The organism is Saccharothrix sp. ALI-22-I, assembly GCF_001984175.1.
GTDB lineage: Bacteria > Actinomycetota > Actinomycetes > Mycobacteriales > Pseudonocardiaceae > Actinosynnema.
The window spans coordinates 35,514-50,442 of record NZ_MTQP01000068.1; the positions used below are offsets into that span (position 1 = coordinate 35,514).

Below are 14,929 nucleotides of genomic sequence, written 5' to 3' on the forward strand. Positions count from 1 at the left end.
TTGGTCGTTCCGGTCGCGGGGCCGGGGCATGGGGAAAGGGCGCAGACGTGAAGGGCTGGAGAGGACTGGCCGTAAGTGCCGCCGCACTAGCGGTGGCCGTGGCCGGATGTGGCACGAGCACCGACGGCGGCAGCGGTAACTCCGGAGAACCCAAGACGCTCACGGTCTGGTTGATGGACGGCTCCGCGCCGACCACCCTGACCGACGCGCTGAACAAGGAGTTCCAGGACTCGCACCCCGGCGTCACCGTCAAGTACGAGGTCCAGAAGTGGAACGGCATCCAGGAGAAGCTGACCACCGCGCTGACCAGCAACGACCCGCCGGACGTGATCGAGCTGGGCAACACCCAGACGGCGAAGTTCGCGGCTGAGGAGACGCTGCTCGACCTCAGCGCCGACGTCTCCGGTCTCAACGGCGACCAGTGGCTCGGCGGCCTGAAGGACTCGCTGACCTGGGACGGCAAGGAGTACGGCCTGCCGTTCTACGCCGCCAACCGCACGGTCATCTACCGGACCGACCTGTTCCAGGCCGCGGGCATCACCAGCCCGCCGAAGTCGCGGGACGAGTGGCTGGCCGCGATCGAGAAGCTGAAGGCCGCGAACGCGGCCGACCCCGAGTTCCAGCCGCTGTACCTGCCGGGCCAGTCCTGGTACGTGCTGCTGTCGTTCATCTGGGACGAGGGCGGCGACGTGGCCAAGTCGCAGGGCTCCGCCTTCACCGGCGCGCTGGACACCCCGCAGGCCAAGGCCGGCCTGGAGTTCTACAAGAAGCTGGTCGACGCCTCCGGCACCGAGGCCCCGAAGGACGCCGACGAGGCCACGCCGCAGCAGATGGAGGTCTTCGGCACGGGCAAGGTCGCCATGATGATCGGTCTGCCGTGGGAGCTGGGCGGCGCCGTCAAGGCCAACCCGGCGCTGAAGGACACCACCTCGGCGTTCCCGATCCCGTCGAAGACCTCGGGCAAGACCGCCCCGGTGTTCCTCGGCGGCTCGAACCTGGCCATCCCGGCCGGCAGCAAGAACGCCGACCTGGCCAAGGAGTACCTCAAGCTGCTCAGCTCGAAGAAGTACCAGGACATGCTGGCCGAGGGCGGCGCCGTGCCGGGCACCTCGACCGACACCGCGAAGCTGGCGACGACCCCGCTGGGCAAGGCGCTGGCCGAGTCCGCCCCCAACGGCAAGGTCACCCCGACCACGCCGTCGTGGGCCGCGGTCGAAGCGGGCCAGAACCCGCTCAAGGACATGCTGACCGCGTACCTGACCGGCGCGAAGTCGCTGGACCAGGCCACCGCCGACGCCAACTCCTCCCTGTCGAAGACCCTGGGCGGATGACGATCGGATGACGGCCGTGCACACGACCGACGCCGCGGTGCCGACGAACTCCTCGTCGGCGCCGCGGCGTGCCGCACCGGACGGCGCGCCGCGCCGTCGGGCCGGCGCCTTCGACCGGGCGCTGCCCTACCTGCTGCTGGCCCCCGCCGTGGTGGCCATCCTCTGGATGATCGGTTGGCCCGTTCTCTCGGTCGTGGTGACCAGCTTCCGCAAGCTGAACCTGCGCGAGCTGACCCGCGGCGAGGTCGTGTGGACCGGTCTGGACAACTACGTCGAGATCCTGGGCGACCCGGCGTTCTGGGGCATCGCGGCGCGCACGGTGGTGTTCACCGCGCTCGTGGTGGCCGTGTCGGTGCTCGCGGGCCTGCTGATCGCGTTGCTGATGCGGCAGATCAGCCCGTTCGTCCGGATCGTGCTCCAGGTCGCGATGCTGCTGGCGTGGGCGATGCCGCTGCTCGCGGCGACCACGGTCTACCAGTGGATCTTCGACCAGCAGTACGGCATCCTCAACAAGACGCTGGTGAAGATCGGGTTCGACTCGTTCACCGGGTACTCGTGGTTCTCCACCGGCACGTCGACGCTGGCCGTGATCGGGCTGCTGATCGTGTGGCAGGCCGTCCCGTTCCTGGCGTTCTCGCTGTACGCGGGCGCGATCGGGATTCCGAAGGACCAGTACGAGGCCGCCGGCATCGACGGCGCGTCGGGGTGGCAGACGTTCCGCGCGGTGACGTGGCCGGAGCTGCGGCCGCTGCTGCTGATGGTGACGTTCCTGTCGCTGCTGTGGGACTTCAAGGTCTTCGCCCAGATCTGGGCGATGAAGAAGGGGGGCCCGGACGGCGGCAGCACCACGCTGGCCGTGTACCAGTACCTGGAGGGCATTTCGAAGAGCCACTTCGGGGTGGCTGCCGCCGTTTCGGTGGTGATGGTGGCGCTGCTGGCGCTGCTGACGTTCCAGTACCTGCGCAGGCTGGTCCGGTCCCAGGAGGGCGAGCTGTGATCGCGAAAAAGATCTCCGCGAACGTGGTCGCGCTGGTCGTGGCGTTGTTCTTCGCGTTCCCGACCTACTGGATGGTCTCGACCGCGTTGAAGCCGCGCAAGGACCTGCTGTCCACCGGCTACGACCTGGTGCCGTTCTCGGTGACCGGCTCGAACTTCGCCACCGCGTGGGCGAAGCCGGGGTTCCTCAGCGCGCTGGGCAACAGCCTGATGGTGGCGTTGGGCGCGGTGCTCGCCGCGATCGTGGTGGGTCTGCTGGCGGCGGTGGCGTTGTCCCGGATGCGGTTCCGGGGGCGCAAGAGCTTCGTGATGCTGATGCTGGTGGCGCAGATGGCGCCGTTCGAGGCGCTGCTGATCCCGATGTTCCTGATGATGCGCGACCTGGACCTGCTGGACCGGCTGCCCGCGTTGGCGCTGATCTACTTCGCGGTGACGCTGCCGTTCTGCGCGTGGACGCTGCGCGGGTTCGTCAACGGCATCCCGCTGGAGTTGGAGGAGGCGGCGATGGTGGACGGCTGCGGGCGGTGGGGCGCGTTCCGGCGGGTCACGCTGCCGCTGCTCGGGCCCGGCCTGGTGGCCACGTCGGTGTTCGCGTTCGTGACCGCGTGGAACGAGTTCCTGTTCGCGTTGTCGCTGATGAAGGACCAGACCAAGGAGACCCTGCCGGTGTGGCTGTCGGGGTTCCAGACCAACTTCGGCACCGACTGGGGTGGCGCGATGGCCGCTTCGGCGCTGTTCACCCTGCCGGTGCTGGTGTTCTTCCTGATCGTGCAGCGCAAGATGGTCACCGGTGTCACCGCCGGTGCGGTGAAGGGGTAGGGCGGCATGTCGTTGCACCGGCTCGCGTCGGGTGTGCTGCTGCCGGGGTTCCACGGGACCACGGCGCCGGACTGGCTGTTGAAGCGGGTGGCCGACGGGCTCGGCGGTGTCGTGCTGTTCGGGCGCAATGTCGTTGATGATGCCCAGGTCACGGCGTTGAACGTGCAGTTGCGGGGTGTGCGGGCGGATGTCGTGATCGGGATCGACGAGGAGGGTGGCGACGTCACCCGGCTCGACGCCGGTCACGGGTCGGAGGTGCCGGGCAACCACGCGTTGGGCGCGGCGGACGACCTGGCGTTGACGCGGTCGGTGGCGGCGTCGATCGGGTCGCGGCTGGCGGCGTGCGGGGTGAGCCTGAACCTGGCGCCGTCGGCGGACCTGGTGCTGACGTTGGACGACCCGGTGATCGGGGTGCGGTCCTTCGGGTCGGACCCGGTGGCGGCGGGCGCGCACGTGGCGGCGTTCGTGGAGGGGATGCAGGCGGTGGGGGTTGCGGCTTGTGCCAAGCACTTCCCCGGGCACGGTGCGTCCACTGTGGACTCCCATGCGGCGCTGCCGGTGTTGCCGCGGTCGGTGGCGGAGTTGACGGCGGTCGAGTTCGTGCCGTTCCGTTCCGCCGTGCGGGCGGGGGTGCGGTCGATCATGACCGGGCACCTCGTGGTGCCGGAGTGGGGTTCCGCGCCGGCCACGTTGAACCCGCTTGCGGTTCGGGTGCTGCGCGAGGAGTTGGGGTTCACCGGGGCGGTCATCACCGACGGGCTCGATATGAAGGCCGTCGGCGGGGATCTCGCGCAGGGGTCCGTGCGGGCGTTGGTGGCCGGTGTGGACGCGTTGTGCCTGGGTGGTGAGCCGTTGGACGACGACGGGCTGCAGTGGCTGATCGACAGCATCGTGGCCGCCGTGGAGTCGGGCGAGCTGCCGGTGGCGCGGCTGGAGGAGGCGGCACGGCGGACGTCCGCCCTGGGCACGCCTCCCACTTCGGTGGACGGGCACGATCCGGAGCTGGGGCTGCGTGCGGCTCGTGAGGCGCTGGAGGTGCGGGGGTCGCTGACGCTGTCCGGGCCGCCGGTGGTCGTGGATCTCGCGGTGGAGCCGTCGATCGCGGTCGGCGACGTGCCGTGGGGGCTCGGGCCGTACCTGGTGGAGCTGCTGCCGGGCACCTCGGTGGTGTCTTCCAGGTCGGCTTCCGACATCGCTTCGTCGGCTTCCGGACGCACTGTCGTGGTGGTGACACGTGAGGCACACCGCCATGCTTGGACTCGCGAACTGGTGTCGTCGCTCGTTAGTATTGGTCTAGACCTTGTCCACGTCGAGACGGGCGTGCCCGGACCGGACCTGGGCACCGCCGCCCGCGTCGACACCCACGGCGGCTCACGGGTATGCCTTCGAGCCGCGGCAGAGCGCATCGCCGCCGGCATCTGAGTAGGGGATTGCGATGACCGACCACCAGCCCGGCAGGCACATGGCGGCCGAGATCGGCCAGCAGCCCGGGATCTTCGCCGACCTCCTCGCGCGGCGGGCCGAGATCGCGGCGGTCGCTTCGGCGATCGCCGCGCGCCGGCCGCGTTTCGTGCTGTTGGCGGCGCGCGGGTCCAGCGACCACGCCGCTTTGTACGCGAAATACCTGACCGAGGTGCTGCTGGAACTGCCCGCCGGGCTGGTGTCGCCGTCCACGACCACGCTGTACGGGGCTCAGCCGGACCTGCGTGACGTGCTCGTGGTGTCGGTGTCGCAGTCGGGTGGGTCGCCGGACCTGCTGGAGGTGACGGAGTCGGCGCGGGCGCGCGGGGCGTTGACGGTGGCGGTGACGAACACGGCGTCGTCGCCGTTGAACGGGGCCGCGGAGCTGTCGGTGGACGTCGGCGCGGGTGTCGAGCAGGCCGTGGCGGCGACCAAGACGTACTCGGCGACGTTGCTGGCGTTGTACCTGCTGGTGGACGCGATCCGCGGTGGCGACGGTTCGGCCGCCTCGGGTCTGGGTGACCTGGCGCAGTCGACGCTGGACCTGTCGGCGGACGCGGTGGCCGAGGCGGTGCAGCGGTACCGGTTCGTGGACCGGGTGCTGACGACCGGGCGCGGGTACTCGCTGCCGACGGCGCTGGAGTCGGCGCTGAAGCTGGCCGAGACGTCGTACCTGGCGGCGCGGGCGTACAGCGGCGCCGACCTCCTTCACGGCCCCGTGGCCGCGGTCGACGCCGAGACCGCCGTCCTGGCCGTGACGAGCAGCGGCAAGGGCGGTCACGCCATGCACGACGTCCTCGACGCCGTCCACGGCCGCGGCGCCGACGTCCTAGCCGTAGGTTCCGCCTCCGACAAGGTCTCCGCCGCCCTGCGCATCCCGGTCACCGAAACCGCCGAGGAAGTCGCCCCCATCCTCGAAATCCTCCCCGTCCAACGCCTGGCCCACGGCCTGGCCCTGGCCCGCGGCGGCGACCCTGACAACCCCCGCGGCCTAAACAAAGTAACCCGCACCCGCTAACCCCCCACCTCCCCACACCCCCGCGTGTCCAACCCCCAGAACACGCGTGTCCAACCTTCAGAACACGCGTGTCCTACGTTCGGGACGCGAGAGTCGAACGCTCAGAACGCGAGAGTCGTACGTTCAAGTCGCGAGAGTCCTACGTTCAGGACCCCTGAGTTCAACGCTCAGGACTGGTCCAGCGCACACGCGAGAGGCCCGAGGGAACACCCTCGGGTCTCTCGCGTTGTGGTTGTGCGGCTACTGACCGGCTGCGGCCAGGCCGACCGGTGCGTTCTGGTACGCCGCCGTGCTGTCGAACACGACCTCGCCGTCGACCCACACCTTGCGCGGACGGAGGTCGTCGTCCCACCAGACCAGGTCGGCCACGGCGCCGGACTCCAGGCGGCCCAGCGTGGGCTCGCCGATCGCGTCGGCCGGGACGGTGGTCGCGGACGTCAACGCGTCCGCCAGGTCCACGCCCACCGACACGATGTTGCGCACGGCCCGGTCCAGGGTGAGCGCGCTGCCGGCGATCGTGCCCTCGGGCGAACGCGGCACGCCGTCCTCGGTGAGCAGCACGTCCGCGCCGCCGAGCTGGTAGCGGCCGGGCGGCATGCCCGCGGCGGCCACGGCGTCCGTGACCAGCGCCACCCGGTCGCCGGCGGCGTTGAACACGAGCCGGCAGACGTCCGGGCCGACGTGCGCCAGGTCTGCGATCAGGCCCAACGTGAACCTGTCGTCCACCAGCGCCACGCCGGGCACACCCGGTTCACGGTGTCCGAGCGGGCGTTGGGCGTTGAACAAATGCGTCACCATGCGGGCGCCCGCGTCGGCGGCGGCCCTGGTCTGCTCGCCCGTGGCGTCACTGTGGCCCACGGCCACCAGCACGCCCGCCGCCGCCAGCCTGCGCACGGCCTCCAGACCGCCCGGCTGCTCAGGGGCCAACGTCACCATGCGCAGGGCGTGGCGCAGCACCTCGTCGTGCAGGAGCATGTCGATCTCGGCCGGGCCCGGCGCCACCATCAGCGCCGGATCGTGCACGCCCGCGCGTTTCGGCGACAGGAACGGCCCCTCCAGGTGCACGCCGAGCGGCTTGGCGCCCGCGTGCCGCGGCAGGGTCGCCGCCGCGGCCAGCACGGCGTGCGCCTGGCGCACGGCGACCGGCACCGGTGCGGTGATCAGGGTCGGCAGGAAACGGGTCACGCCCGTCCGCGGGAGCGCTCGGGCCACCGCCGCCATGCCTTCGGGGTCGACCTCGGCGAAGTCGACCCCGACCGCCCCGTTCACCTGCACGTCCACCAGGCCCGGGGTGAGCAGGCCGTCGGTCAGCACCTCGGCGCCGTCGGGCGGTGAGCCCGCGACGACGTCCACGATCCGGCCCGCCCTGAACCTCAGGCTGACGGGACCGGTGATGGTGCGACCGAGCAGTGCTCGCGGAGCTGCGACAACCGTGTCCAAGGTCCCTCCTCAATGGTCCAGACCATTATGGCGGCAAGTGGCGGACGCCGTCACGTCTGGTTATAAGATAACCGAATAGGATGGTCTAAGGTGAATGCTTCTCCGCGCGGTGGTTCCGCCGCGCGGCGCTCCGTCGTGGCCCATACTTGGCGCCAGACATCCGAGGTCTAGCTGACGAGTCGAGGACCGCCGTGGCCGTTACCGACGACGCCATCCTGCGCGTCAAGGATATGATCGTCTCCGGCGAGCTGAAGCCGGGCGACCGGCTGCCGCGCGAGGCGGATCTCGCCGAGCGACTGGGGCTGTCGCGGAACTCCCTGCGTGAGGCGGTCAAGGCGTTGTCGCTGGTCAGGGTGTTGGACGTGCGGCAGGGTGACGGCACGTACGTGTCCAGCCTGCGTGCCGACGACCTGCTCGGCGCGCTGTCGTTCGTGCTCGACCTGCACCGCGGTGAGGACTCCGTGCTGGAGGTCCTGCAAGTGCGGCGAATCCTCGAACCGGCCGCCGCGGCGATGGCGGCACAGCGGGTCGGGCCCGAGGAGATCGCCTCGTTGCGTGCCCTGTGCGACGCCGCCGAGTCCGCCCGGTCGGTGGAGGAGTTGGTCGAGCACGACCTGGAATTCCACCGCGCCGTCGCCCAGGGTTCGGGCAACGCCTACCTGGCCCAACTGTTGGACACCCTCGCCGGCCCGACCGTCCGGGTCCGCATCTGGCGCGGCATCACCCAGGGCGGCGCGGTGGACCGGACCGTCGCCGAACACCGCGCCATCGTCGACGCCCTGGCCGCCCACCAACCCGAACTGGCCCGCTCCTGGTCCACGGTGCACGTGGCCGGCGTCGAGCAGTGGCTGTCCGACCTCGCCTGACCCAGCACGCTTCCCACGCTCCGCAGGGGTCCCCGCCAAGGGGACCCCTGCTTTTACCCTGCCACAACGGTCTGACAATCCACGGCGTTCGCGCGCTGCCTGTGGACAACTGCCCTGAGCGGCCTGCCCACGGCACCCGAGTGCGCGACCCGCGCGCGTTCTGAGCGTTCAACTCGGGTGTTCTGAACGTTGGACACGCGCGTTCTGAACGTAGGACTCACGGGGTCTGGGGGTTCGGCTCTCGGGGGTGGGGGGTTAGGAGAAGGCGGCGGTGATGATTTTGGTGGCGGTTGTGGGTTGGGTGCCGCCCATGTGGAGGGTGTTGACGGAGTAGACGAGGGTGCGGGAGCCGTTGAGGGTGCCGGCTACGCCGCTGTTGTAGCCGGGGCGGTCGCCGCTTTTGCCCCAGACGACGAGGTCGGCGGCCAGGGGGAGGCGGGTGATGCCCAGGGCGTGGGTGGCGTTCGGTGCGGAGGGGACGGTCAGGAGTTCGGTGCGCTGGGTGGGAGTCAGGAAGTTGCCGCGCAGCAGGGCGGACAGGAATTTGTCGAGGTCGGGAGCGTTGGAGATCATTTCGGCTGCTGCCCACTGCAGGGTCGGGTTGGCCTCGGACACGTCCACGTAGCCCGACGCGGTCTGCTCGTAGCCGTGCGCGTGCGGGCCCTTGATGCGGGGGTCGGTGCCGGGGAGGTAGGTGTCGTGGAGGGCCAGGGGCCGGATGATGTGCGAGCGGATCGTGTCTGCGTAAGGCTTCCCGGTCACTTTCTCGATTACCAGGCCGGCCACGTGGTATCCCGCGTTGCCGTACTCCTGGCGCGTGCCGGGATCGAACCGCGGGCCCTGCGCCACGCCCGAGCGCACCAGGTCAAGGGGGTTCCAGGTGTCGTATCGGTGCGCGAGGAACCACGCGGGGTCCTTGTGCGGCAACGTGTGTCCGGCGATGCCGTGCGTGTGGTTGAGCAGCTGCCGCACGGTGATCGGCTTGAAGTCGGGGGTCAGCAGGTCCGGCAGGTAGTGCTGCACGGTCTGGTCGAGGTCGAGGACACCGTCGCCGGCGAGCTTCAGCGCGGCGGTCGAGGTGAACAGCTTGGTGATGCTGCCGATCCGGAACCGGCCGTTGGGGTCCACGGGCTGCGAAGTACCGATCCGCGCCACCCCACCGGACCCACGCCATGACCCCGCCGTGCCGGACACGCGCGCCAACGCGCCGCTGACCTCGTCGTGGTCCAACGACGTCAGCGCCGTACGCAACGCGTCACGGTCGAGAGACGGCACAGTGTCCGCATGGGCGGGCACGGCGGTGAACGCCAACGCGGCGATCAAGGGGACCAACAGGAACTTCTTCATGCCGAGAAGGGTGCTGCCCGGACCGATGAAGATCATCCGGGCAGCACCCTGAACTCCGACTCAGGGTGACTCGGGGGTCACCCTGCGGAAGTGGAACGGGCACGTGGCCCCGCCGCGCGCGATCGTCGTCGGCCGCTGGAAGTCCACGCCGTGCCGGTCGCGGTCGATCGCGCTGATCCACGCCGCGTCGAACTCGCAGAACACGGTGCCCAGCTCGGGCACGCCCGCCACGTCCAACACCCGCACGTAGAAGCATCGGCGCACGTCGACGAGGTACCGCGACGAGTCCTCGACCCGCGAGAACGAGAAGTCGTCGCCGAAGTAGTTCTCCTCGCGGTCCTTCGAGAAACCGGTGATCACCGCGAACGGGTCGTCGGCGGCGTCCAACGCGGCGCGAGTGCCGTCGTGCACGTACGGCCGGATGGGCTCGTGGAACGCCCTGGCCACCACCGACAAAGCCTCCGCCCGGGGCAGACGCCGCAGCAGCACCTGGTAGGCACCCGCCACCGACGCGGTCAACGCGAGGTGCGGGCTGGAGCCCCCGACGGCGGCGGCGATCCGGGCGGCCGCCGCGTCGATCTCGTCCAACGGGGCGGAAGACGCGATGTGCTCGCGAAAAAGGGAGATGAGCTGTTCGTTCATGTGTGGTTGTTCCTCACGGTGTCCGTACCCGCGCATGCGCGGGACGGCCAGCACGCTCCAACCACCAACCTGGCGCTGACCAGGGTTTGCTCTTACAGCGCCAAACCGTACACCCGAGCCGCCGTGCCGGAAAAGATCTTCTCCCGCTCCGACGCGGACCACGAGTCCGTCAACTCCCGCGCGGCCCCCAAGACGTCGGCGTACGACGCGGCTAGTAGGCATACCGGCCAGTCGGAGCCGAACATCAGCCGTGACGGGCCGAACGCGTCCAGTACGACCTCGAAGTACGGGCGCAGGTCGGACACCGTCCACCGCTGCCAGTCCGCCCCGGTGACCAGGCCGGACACCTTGCACGTCACGTTCTCGTGGGCCGCCGACGATCGCACGCCCTCGGCCCACGTTCCGAAGTCACCGGAACGGTCTGCACCAGCACCGTCCGCACTACGGAATCGGCCAACGGGTCGGTTGCCGCCGCCAGGTCCGCGACCGAGAAGTCACGCCGGATCGCACCCATCGGCGGGTCGGTGATCCAGTCCTGATCCCGCACGGCCAGGTCCCACACGTGGTGGTGCGCGTCGACGATCACAGCAGCCCTTCCGCCCGCAGGTCCTCCCACAACGCGTCCGGCACGGAAGCGGACAGGGCCGACGCGTTGGCCCGCATCTCGGCCGCCGTCCGCACGCCCACCAGCACCGATGCCACCGCCGGGTGCCGGAACGGGAACTGCACCGCCGCCTGCGGCAACGTCACGCCGTGCCGCGTGCACACCGAAGCGATCCGCCGGGCCCGTTCCACCAAAGCCGCAGGTGCGGCCTGGTAGTCGTACGTGGAACCGACCTCGGGCCGGGCCAGCAACCCGGAGTTGAACACCCCGGCCGCCACCACCGACACCCCGCGCGAAGCGCACAACTCCAACAGCGAAGCCCCGGTCTGCTCCAGCACCGTGTACCGCCCGGCCAGCAGCACCACGTCCACGTCGGTCTCGCGCACGAACCGCGCGGGCATCTCCCACTGGTTCATGCCGATACCGACCGCCCCGACCAACCCCTCCGCCCGCAACGACACCAACGCGGGTATCGCCTCCGAGACAGCCTGCTCGAAATGCGAGTCCGGATCGTGCACGTACGCCACGTCGACCCGGTCCAACCCCAGCCGGTCCAAAGAGGACTCCAACGACCGCCGCACGCCGTCAGCGCTGAAGTCCCAACGGCGCCTGGCCCGAGCCGGCACGGCGAACCCGTTCGCCAAGTCGTCACCGCCGGAAGAGCACGGCTCCAACACCCGGCCGACCTTCGTGGACACCACGAACGAGTCACGCGGCCGGGAAGCGAGGAACGAACCGATCCGCCGCTCCGACAACCCGAGCCCGTAGTGCGGCGCGGTGTCGAAGTACCGGACTCCGGCGTCCCACGCGGCTTCCAGCGCACCGACAGCGTCCGAATCGGACACCTCCGCGTACAGGTTGCCGATCGGCGCGCCGCCGAACCCCAGCCGCGACAGCGGGATCACTCCTGCACCTTCCCCGTGGCGAACCGGGTCACGATCAGCGCGACGATGATCACCGCGCCGTACGACGCGTTGATGTAGAACCCGCTGACGCTGAGCAACCGCAGGATGTTCTCCACCAACCCGAGCATCAGCACACCGGACAGCGCGCCGAACAACGTGCCCCGCCCGCCCTGCAACGAGATGCCGCCGATCACCGCCGCCGCGAACACCTTGAAGATCATCCCCGAGCCCTGGGTGACGGCCACCGTGCCCAACCGCCCGGTCATCAGGATGCCCGCCACCGCCGCCAGCAGCCCGCCGAGGATCAGCACGACCCACACCACCCGGTCCACCCGGATACCGGCGGCACGTGCGGCCTCCTTGTTGCCGCCCACCGCGTACAGCGCGCGCCCCTGCCGCAGGTAGCTCAACGCGAAGATGCCGAGAGCGAACAGCAGCACGCAGATCCACACCGCCGCCGGCAGCCCCAGCCACGTCGCCGCGCCCAGGTACAGGAACGATTCGGGCACGTCGAACAGCGTCTGCCCCTTGGTCAGCGCCTCCTGCAGGCCGCGCAGCATGGTGAGCATCCCGAGCGTCACCATGAACCCGGACAGGCCGAGCTTGAGGATCAGGAACCCGTTGAACCCGCCGATCGCCGCGCCCACCAGCAGGCACACCGGGATGGCCGTCCACGCGCCCAGCTCCACCCCCAGCCCGTTGGACGCGGCCGGGATGACCAGGGCGATCGCCAACGCGGGCGCGATGCCGATGGTCGACTCCAGCGACAGGTCCATCTTGCCGACGATGAGGATCAGCGCCTGCCCGAGCACCAGCAGCGACAGCTCGCTCTGCTGCTGCACGACGGCGATCAGGTTGTCGGCGGAGAGGAAGATCGGACTGACGATCGCGCCGACGATCAGCAGCACCACGATCGCGGGCACCAAAGCCAGGTCCTGATAACGGCCCAGCGAGAACCGGCGCGGCGGCGACGCCTGGGGCACCGGTTCGGTTTCGGTCGTGGTCACCGGCTCATCCCTTCCACGGCGGCGATCAGCTCCTGGTCCGACCAGCCGCGCCCGAATTCCCGCACCACCCGACCGTGGAACAGCACCAGCACCCGGTCGCACACCCGCAGGTCGTCCAGCTCATCGGACACGACGACGGCGGCCGTCCCCGAACGCGCCCGCGTGTCGACCACGCCGAGCAGCGACTCCTTCGACTTCACGTCCACGCCGGCAGTCGGGTTGATCAGCACCAACACCGCGGGGTCCGTGGCCAGCGCCCGCGCCATGACGACCTTCTGCTGGTTGCCGCCGGACAAATCGGACACCGGCTGCGCCGGACCGTCCGCCTTGATGTCGTAGGACGCGATCGCGGCCCGTCCCGCACTGTGCAGCGCCTTGCGCCGCACCACCCGGTCCAGCACGCTCAGCCGCGCGTTCTCCGCGATGCTCAGGTCGAGCACCAGCCCCTGGTGGTGCCGGTCACGCGGCACGCACCCGATACCGGCGCGCAGCGCGCTGGGCACGTCCTTCACCCGCACGCCCCGCACGGAAACCGACCCGGCCGACGCCCGGCGCAGCCCGTACACGGTCTCCGCGAGCTGGTGCTTCCCGCTGGACGCGCTGCCCGCGAACCCGACCACCTCACCCGCGCGCACGGTCAGCGACACGTCGGTGAACGCCTCGCCGGACAACCCGCGCACGGCCAGCACCTCGCCCCCTGGCGTGCCGCGACCAGACGCGCCGGGCACGGCCAACCCGCCCGGCTCGCCGGTCATCGCCTCGATCAGCCGGGGTTTGGACATCTCGGCGACCGGGGCGGTGACGACGTGCCGCGCGTCCCGGTACACCGTCACCGCCTGGCACACCTCGTAGACCTCCTGGAGGTGGTGCGAGATGAACAGGAACGCCACCCCGGCGTCCCGCAGCGACCGCATCCGCTCGAACAGCCGCTCGATGGCCGGCCCGTCCAGCTGGGCGGTCGGCTCGTCGAGGATGATCAGCCGCGCGCCCGTGGACAGCGCCCGCGCGATCTCCACCAGCTGCCGCTGCTCCACGGTCAGGTCGGCCACCCGCGCGTCCGGCCGCACCGACACCTCGTACTGCTCCAGCAGGTCCACCGCCCGCCGGCGCAGCCGTGACCAGCGCACGAACGTGCCGCCCTGCCGGTTGAGGAACAGGTTCTCCGCCACCGACAGCTCCGGCACCACCGTCGACTTCTGGTAGACGCACGACACCCGCGCCCGCCACGCCGCCCGGTCCGCGATCGACGGCGCGGCCTCACCGAAGAAGGTGACCTCGCCCGCGTCCGGCGCGCGCATCCCGGTGAGCACCGACACCAGCGTCGACTTGCCCGCGCCGTTGCGGCCGACCAGCGCGTGCGTCTCGCCCTCGCGCACCCGGATGCCCACGTCGTCCAACGCCACCGTGCGGCCGAACCGCTGCGTGACGCCCGCCGCCTCGACCGCGAACATCACCCTCCGATCTGGTTGCCCCAGAAGGCCTTGTCGTCGACGTTGTCCTTGGTGATCAGCGGCGCGGGCAGCTGGTCCTCCAGCTGGCCGTTGCCGACGTCCACGATCTCGCTGCCGTGATCGGTCTTGCCCGGCGAGAAGGTCTTGCCCTCCACGGCGGCCTTGGCGTAGAACAGCGCCCACTCCGCGTACAGGTCGGCGGGCTGGGACACGGTCGCGTCGATCTCGCCCTTGCGGATCGCCTCCAGCTCCTGCGGGATGCCGTCGTTGGACACGATGAACACGTGCTTCGGGTCGGTCGGCGGCACCAGCAGGTTCTTCTGCCGCAACACCTGCAGCGTCGGCGCCAGGAACACGCCGCCGGCCTGCATGTAGATGCCGTTGATGTCCGGGTGCTGGGTCAGCCGGGTCTGCAACGCGGCGGAGGCCTTCGTGCCCTCCCAGTCCGTCGGTTCCTCGAACACCGTGATGCCCGGGTAGTCCCGCTTCATGCACGCGGCGAACGCCTCGGACCGGTCCCGGCCGTTCACCGAGGACAGCGAGCCCTGGAACTCGACCACCTTGCCCTTGCCGCCGAGCTTGTCGCCGAGGAACTTGCACGCCTTCTCGCCGTACGCCTTGTTGTCCGCGCGCACGACCATGTAGGCGCCGCCGCGGTCCGGCCGGGTGTCCACGGTGATCACCGGGATCTTCGCCTTGCCCAGCCGGTCCAGGGTGGACGTGATCGCGCCGGTGTCCTGCGGCGCCATCACGATCGCCTTCGCGCCCTGGCTCTGCAGGCTCTGCGCGTTGGCGACCAGGTTCTCGACCTTGTTCTGGGAGTTGGTGGGCGACATCAGGTTGATGCCCAGCGCCTTGGCCTTCTCCGGGGTGTACTTGATGTAGGAGTTCCAGAAGTCCGAGTCGGCGCGCGGGTAGTCCACGCCGATCGGGCCGACGCCCGAAGCCCCGGTCCCGGTGGTGCCCGCGGAACCGCAGGCGGTGGTGCTGAGCGCTAGGCATACCGCGGCGGTGAGGATGCTGCGACGCTTCATCGTTCCTC

The 14,929-nt window shown here is 70.2% G+C and carries 15 protein-coding genes; 6 read left to right on the forward strand and 9 right to left on the reverse strand.

What is annotated here, in order from left to right; translation table 11 throughout:
- Nucleotides 1–47 precede the first annotated feature (47 nt).
- Genes ALI22I_RS36760 through ALI22I_RS36780 form a run of 5 tightly spaced genes read left to right on the forward strand, consistent with a single transcriptional unit; the run spans nt 48 to nt 5,625 of the window.
- The gene (locus ALI22I_RS36760) at nt 48–1,331 is read left to right on the forward strand and encodes a sugar ABC transporter substrate-binding protein (protein WP_077010218.1); all 1,284 of its coding nucleotides are present in this window, start codon (nt 48–50) and stop codon (nt 1,329–1,331) included.
- Nucleotides 1,332–1,338: 7 nt separating this feature from the next.
- Nucleotides 1,339–2,328 carry a carbohydrate ABC transporter permease gene (locus ALI22I_RS36765; protein WP_083752289.1) on the forward strand — a complete coding sequence of 330 codons (990 nt, stop codon included), beginning with the start codon at nt 1,339–1,341 and terminating at the stop codon, nt 2,326–2,328.
- Nucleotides 2,325–3,146 carry a carbohydrate ABC transporter permease gene (locus tag ALI22I_RS36770; protein ID WP_077010219.1) on the forward strand — a complete coding sequence of 274 codons (822 nt, stop codon included), beginning with the start codon at nt 2,325–2,327 and terminating at the stop codon, nt 3,144–3,146. Before ALI22I_RS36765 ends, ALI22I_RS36770 begins: the two co-directional genes overlap by 4 nt.
- A 6-nt stretch (nt 3,147–3,152) precedes the next feature.
- Nucleotides 3,153–4,568, forward strand: a complete 1,416-nt coding sequence (locus ALI22I_RS36775; protein ID WP_077010220.1) for a glycoside hydrolase family 3 protein — start codon at nt 3,153–3,155, stop codon at nt 4,566–4,568.
- A gap of 13 nt (nt 4,569–4,581) precedes the next feature.
- On the forward strand, nt 4,582–5,625 hold the full coding sequence (locus tag ALI22I_RS36780; protein ID WP_077010221.1) for an SIS domain-containing protein: 1,044 nt from the start codon (nt 4,582–4,584) through the stop codon (nt 5,623–5,625).
- 240 nt (nt 5,626–5,865) lie between these two features.
- Here ALI22I_RS36780 and nagA read toward each other — a convergent pair whose 3' ends face one another.
- Nucleotides 5,866–7,065: an N-acetylglucosamine-6-phosphate deacetylase gene (gene nagA, locus ALI22I_RS36785; RefSeq protein ID WP_077010222.1), complete on the reverse strand. Its 1,200-nt coding sequence runs from the start codon at nt 7,063–7,065 to the stop codon at nt 5,866–5,868.
- 191 nt (nt 7,066–7,256) lie between these two features.
- Here nagA and ALI22I_RS36790 point away from each other — a divergent pair, with 191 nt between their 5' ends.
- On the forward strand, nt 7,257–7,931 hold the full coding sequence (locus ALI22I_RS36790; protein ID WP_077010223.1) for a FadR/GntR family transcriptional regulator: 675 nt from the start codon (nt 7,257–7,259) through the stop codon (nt 7,929–7,931).
- Between the two features lie 255 nt (nt 7,932–8,186).
- Here ALI22I_RS36790 and ALI22I_RS36795 read toward each other — a convergent pair whose 3' ends face one another.
- The 8 genes from ALI22I_RS36795 to ALI22I_RS36830 all read right to left on the reverse strand — a co-directional run bounded on the left by ALI22I_RS36795 (nt 8,187) and on the right by ALI22I_RS36830 (nt 14,921).
- On the reverse strand, nt 8,187–9,314 hold the full coding sequence (locus ALI22I_RS36795) for a serine hydrolase domain-containing protein (protein WP_077010224.1): 1,128 nt from the start codon (nt 9,312–9,314) through the stop codon (nt 8,187–8,189).
- Nucleotides 9,315–9,338: 24 nt separating this feature from the next.
- On the reverse strand, nt 9,339–9,920 hold the full coding sequence (locus tag ALI22I_RS36800; protein ID WP_077010225.1) for an L-2-amino-thiazoline-4-carboxylic acid hydrolase: 582 nt from the start codon (nt 9,918–9,920) through the stop codon (nt 9,339–9,341).
- Between the two features lie 92 nt (nt 9,921–10,012).
- Nucleotides 10,013–10,306 carry an amidohydrolase family protein gene (locus ALI22I_RS55180; protein ID WP_077010226.1) on the reverse strand — a complete coding sequence of 98 codons (294 nt, stop codon included), beginning with the start codon at nt 10,304–10,306 and terminating at the stop codon, nt 10,013–10,015.
- A complete protein-coding gene (locus ALI22I_RS55185) occupies nt 10,276–10,506 on the reverse strand; it encodes a hypothetical protein (protein WP_077010227.1) in 231 nt (76 codons plus the stop codon). Before ALI22I_RS55185 ends, ALI22I_RS55180 begins: the two co-directional genes overlap by 31 nt.
- Nucleotides 10,503–11,429, reverse strand: a complete 927-nt coding sequence (locus ALI22I_RS36815; protein ID WP_077010228.1) for an aldo/keto reductase — start codon at nt 11,427–11,429, stop codon at nt 10,503–10,505. Before ALI22I_RS36815 ends, ALI22I_RS55185 begins: the two co-directional genes overlap by 4 nt.
- On the reverse strand, nt 11,426–12,436 hold the full coding sequence (locus ALI22I_RS36820; RefSeq protein WP_077010229.1) for an ABC transporter permease: 1,011 nt from the start codon (nt 12,434–12,436) through the stop codon (nt 11,426–11,428). Before ALI22I_RS36820 ends, ALI22I_RS36815 begins: the two co-directional genes overlap by 4 nt.
- Entirely contained in the window at nt 12,433–13,887 is a 1,455-nt protein-coding gene (locus tag ALI22I_RS36825) for a sugar ABC transporter ATP-binding protein (protein WP_077010230.1), read from the reverse strand. The genes ALI22I_RS36820 and ALI22I_RS36825 overlap by 4 nt, the downstream gene beginning before the upstream one ends.
- Nucleotides 13,887–14,921, reverse strand: coding sequence for a sugar ABC transporter substrate-binding protein (locus tag ALI22I_RS36830; RefSeq protein ID WP_077010231.1), 1,035 nt, complete (start codon nt 14,919–14,921; stop codon nt 13,887–13,889). Before ALI22I_RS36830 ends, ALI22I_RS36825 begins: the two co-directional genes overlap by 1 nt.
- Nucleotides 14,922–14,929: the final 8 nt, after the last annotated feature.

What these genes read in the sequence shown, in the direction of transcription:
- ALI22I_RS36765 (WP_083752289.1), top strand. Translation starts at nt 1,339, where the DNA reads ATGACGGCCGTGCACACGACCGACGCCGCGGTGCCGACGAACTCCTCG.
- ALI22I_RS36775 (WP_077010220.1), top strand. Translation starts at nt 3,153, where the DNA reads ATGTCGTTGCACCGGCTCGCGTCGGGTGTGCTGCTGCCGGGGTTCCAC.
- ALI22I_RS36780 (WP_077010221.1), top strand. Translation starts at nt 4,582, where the DNA reads ATGACCGACCACCAGCCCGGCAGGCACATGGCGGCCGAGATCGGCCAG.
- ALI22I_RS36795 (WP_077010224.1), bottom strand. Translation starts at nt 9,314, where the DNA reads ATGATCTTCATCGGTCCGGGCAGCACCCTTCTCGGCATGAAGAAGTTC.
- ALI22I_RS36800 (WP_077010225.1), bottom strand. Translation starts at nt 9,920, where the DNA reads ATGAACGAACAGCTCATCTCCCTTTTTCGCGAGCACATCGCGTCTTCC.
- ALI22I_RS36825 (WP_077010230.1), bottom strand. Translation starts at nt 13,887, where the DNA reads ATGTTCGCGGTCGAGGCGGCGGGCGTCACGCAGCGGTTCGGCCGCACG.
- ALI22I_RS36830 (WP_077010231.1), bottom strand. Translation starts at nt 14,921, where the DNA reads ATGAAGCGTCGCAGCATCCTCACCGCCGCGGTATGCCTAGCGCTCAGC.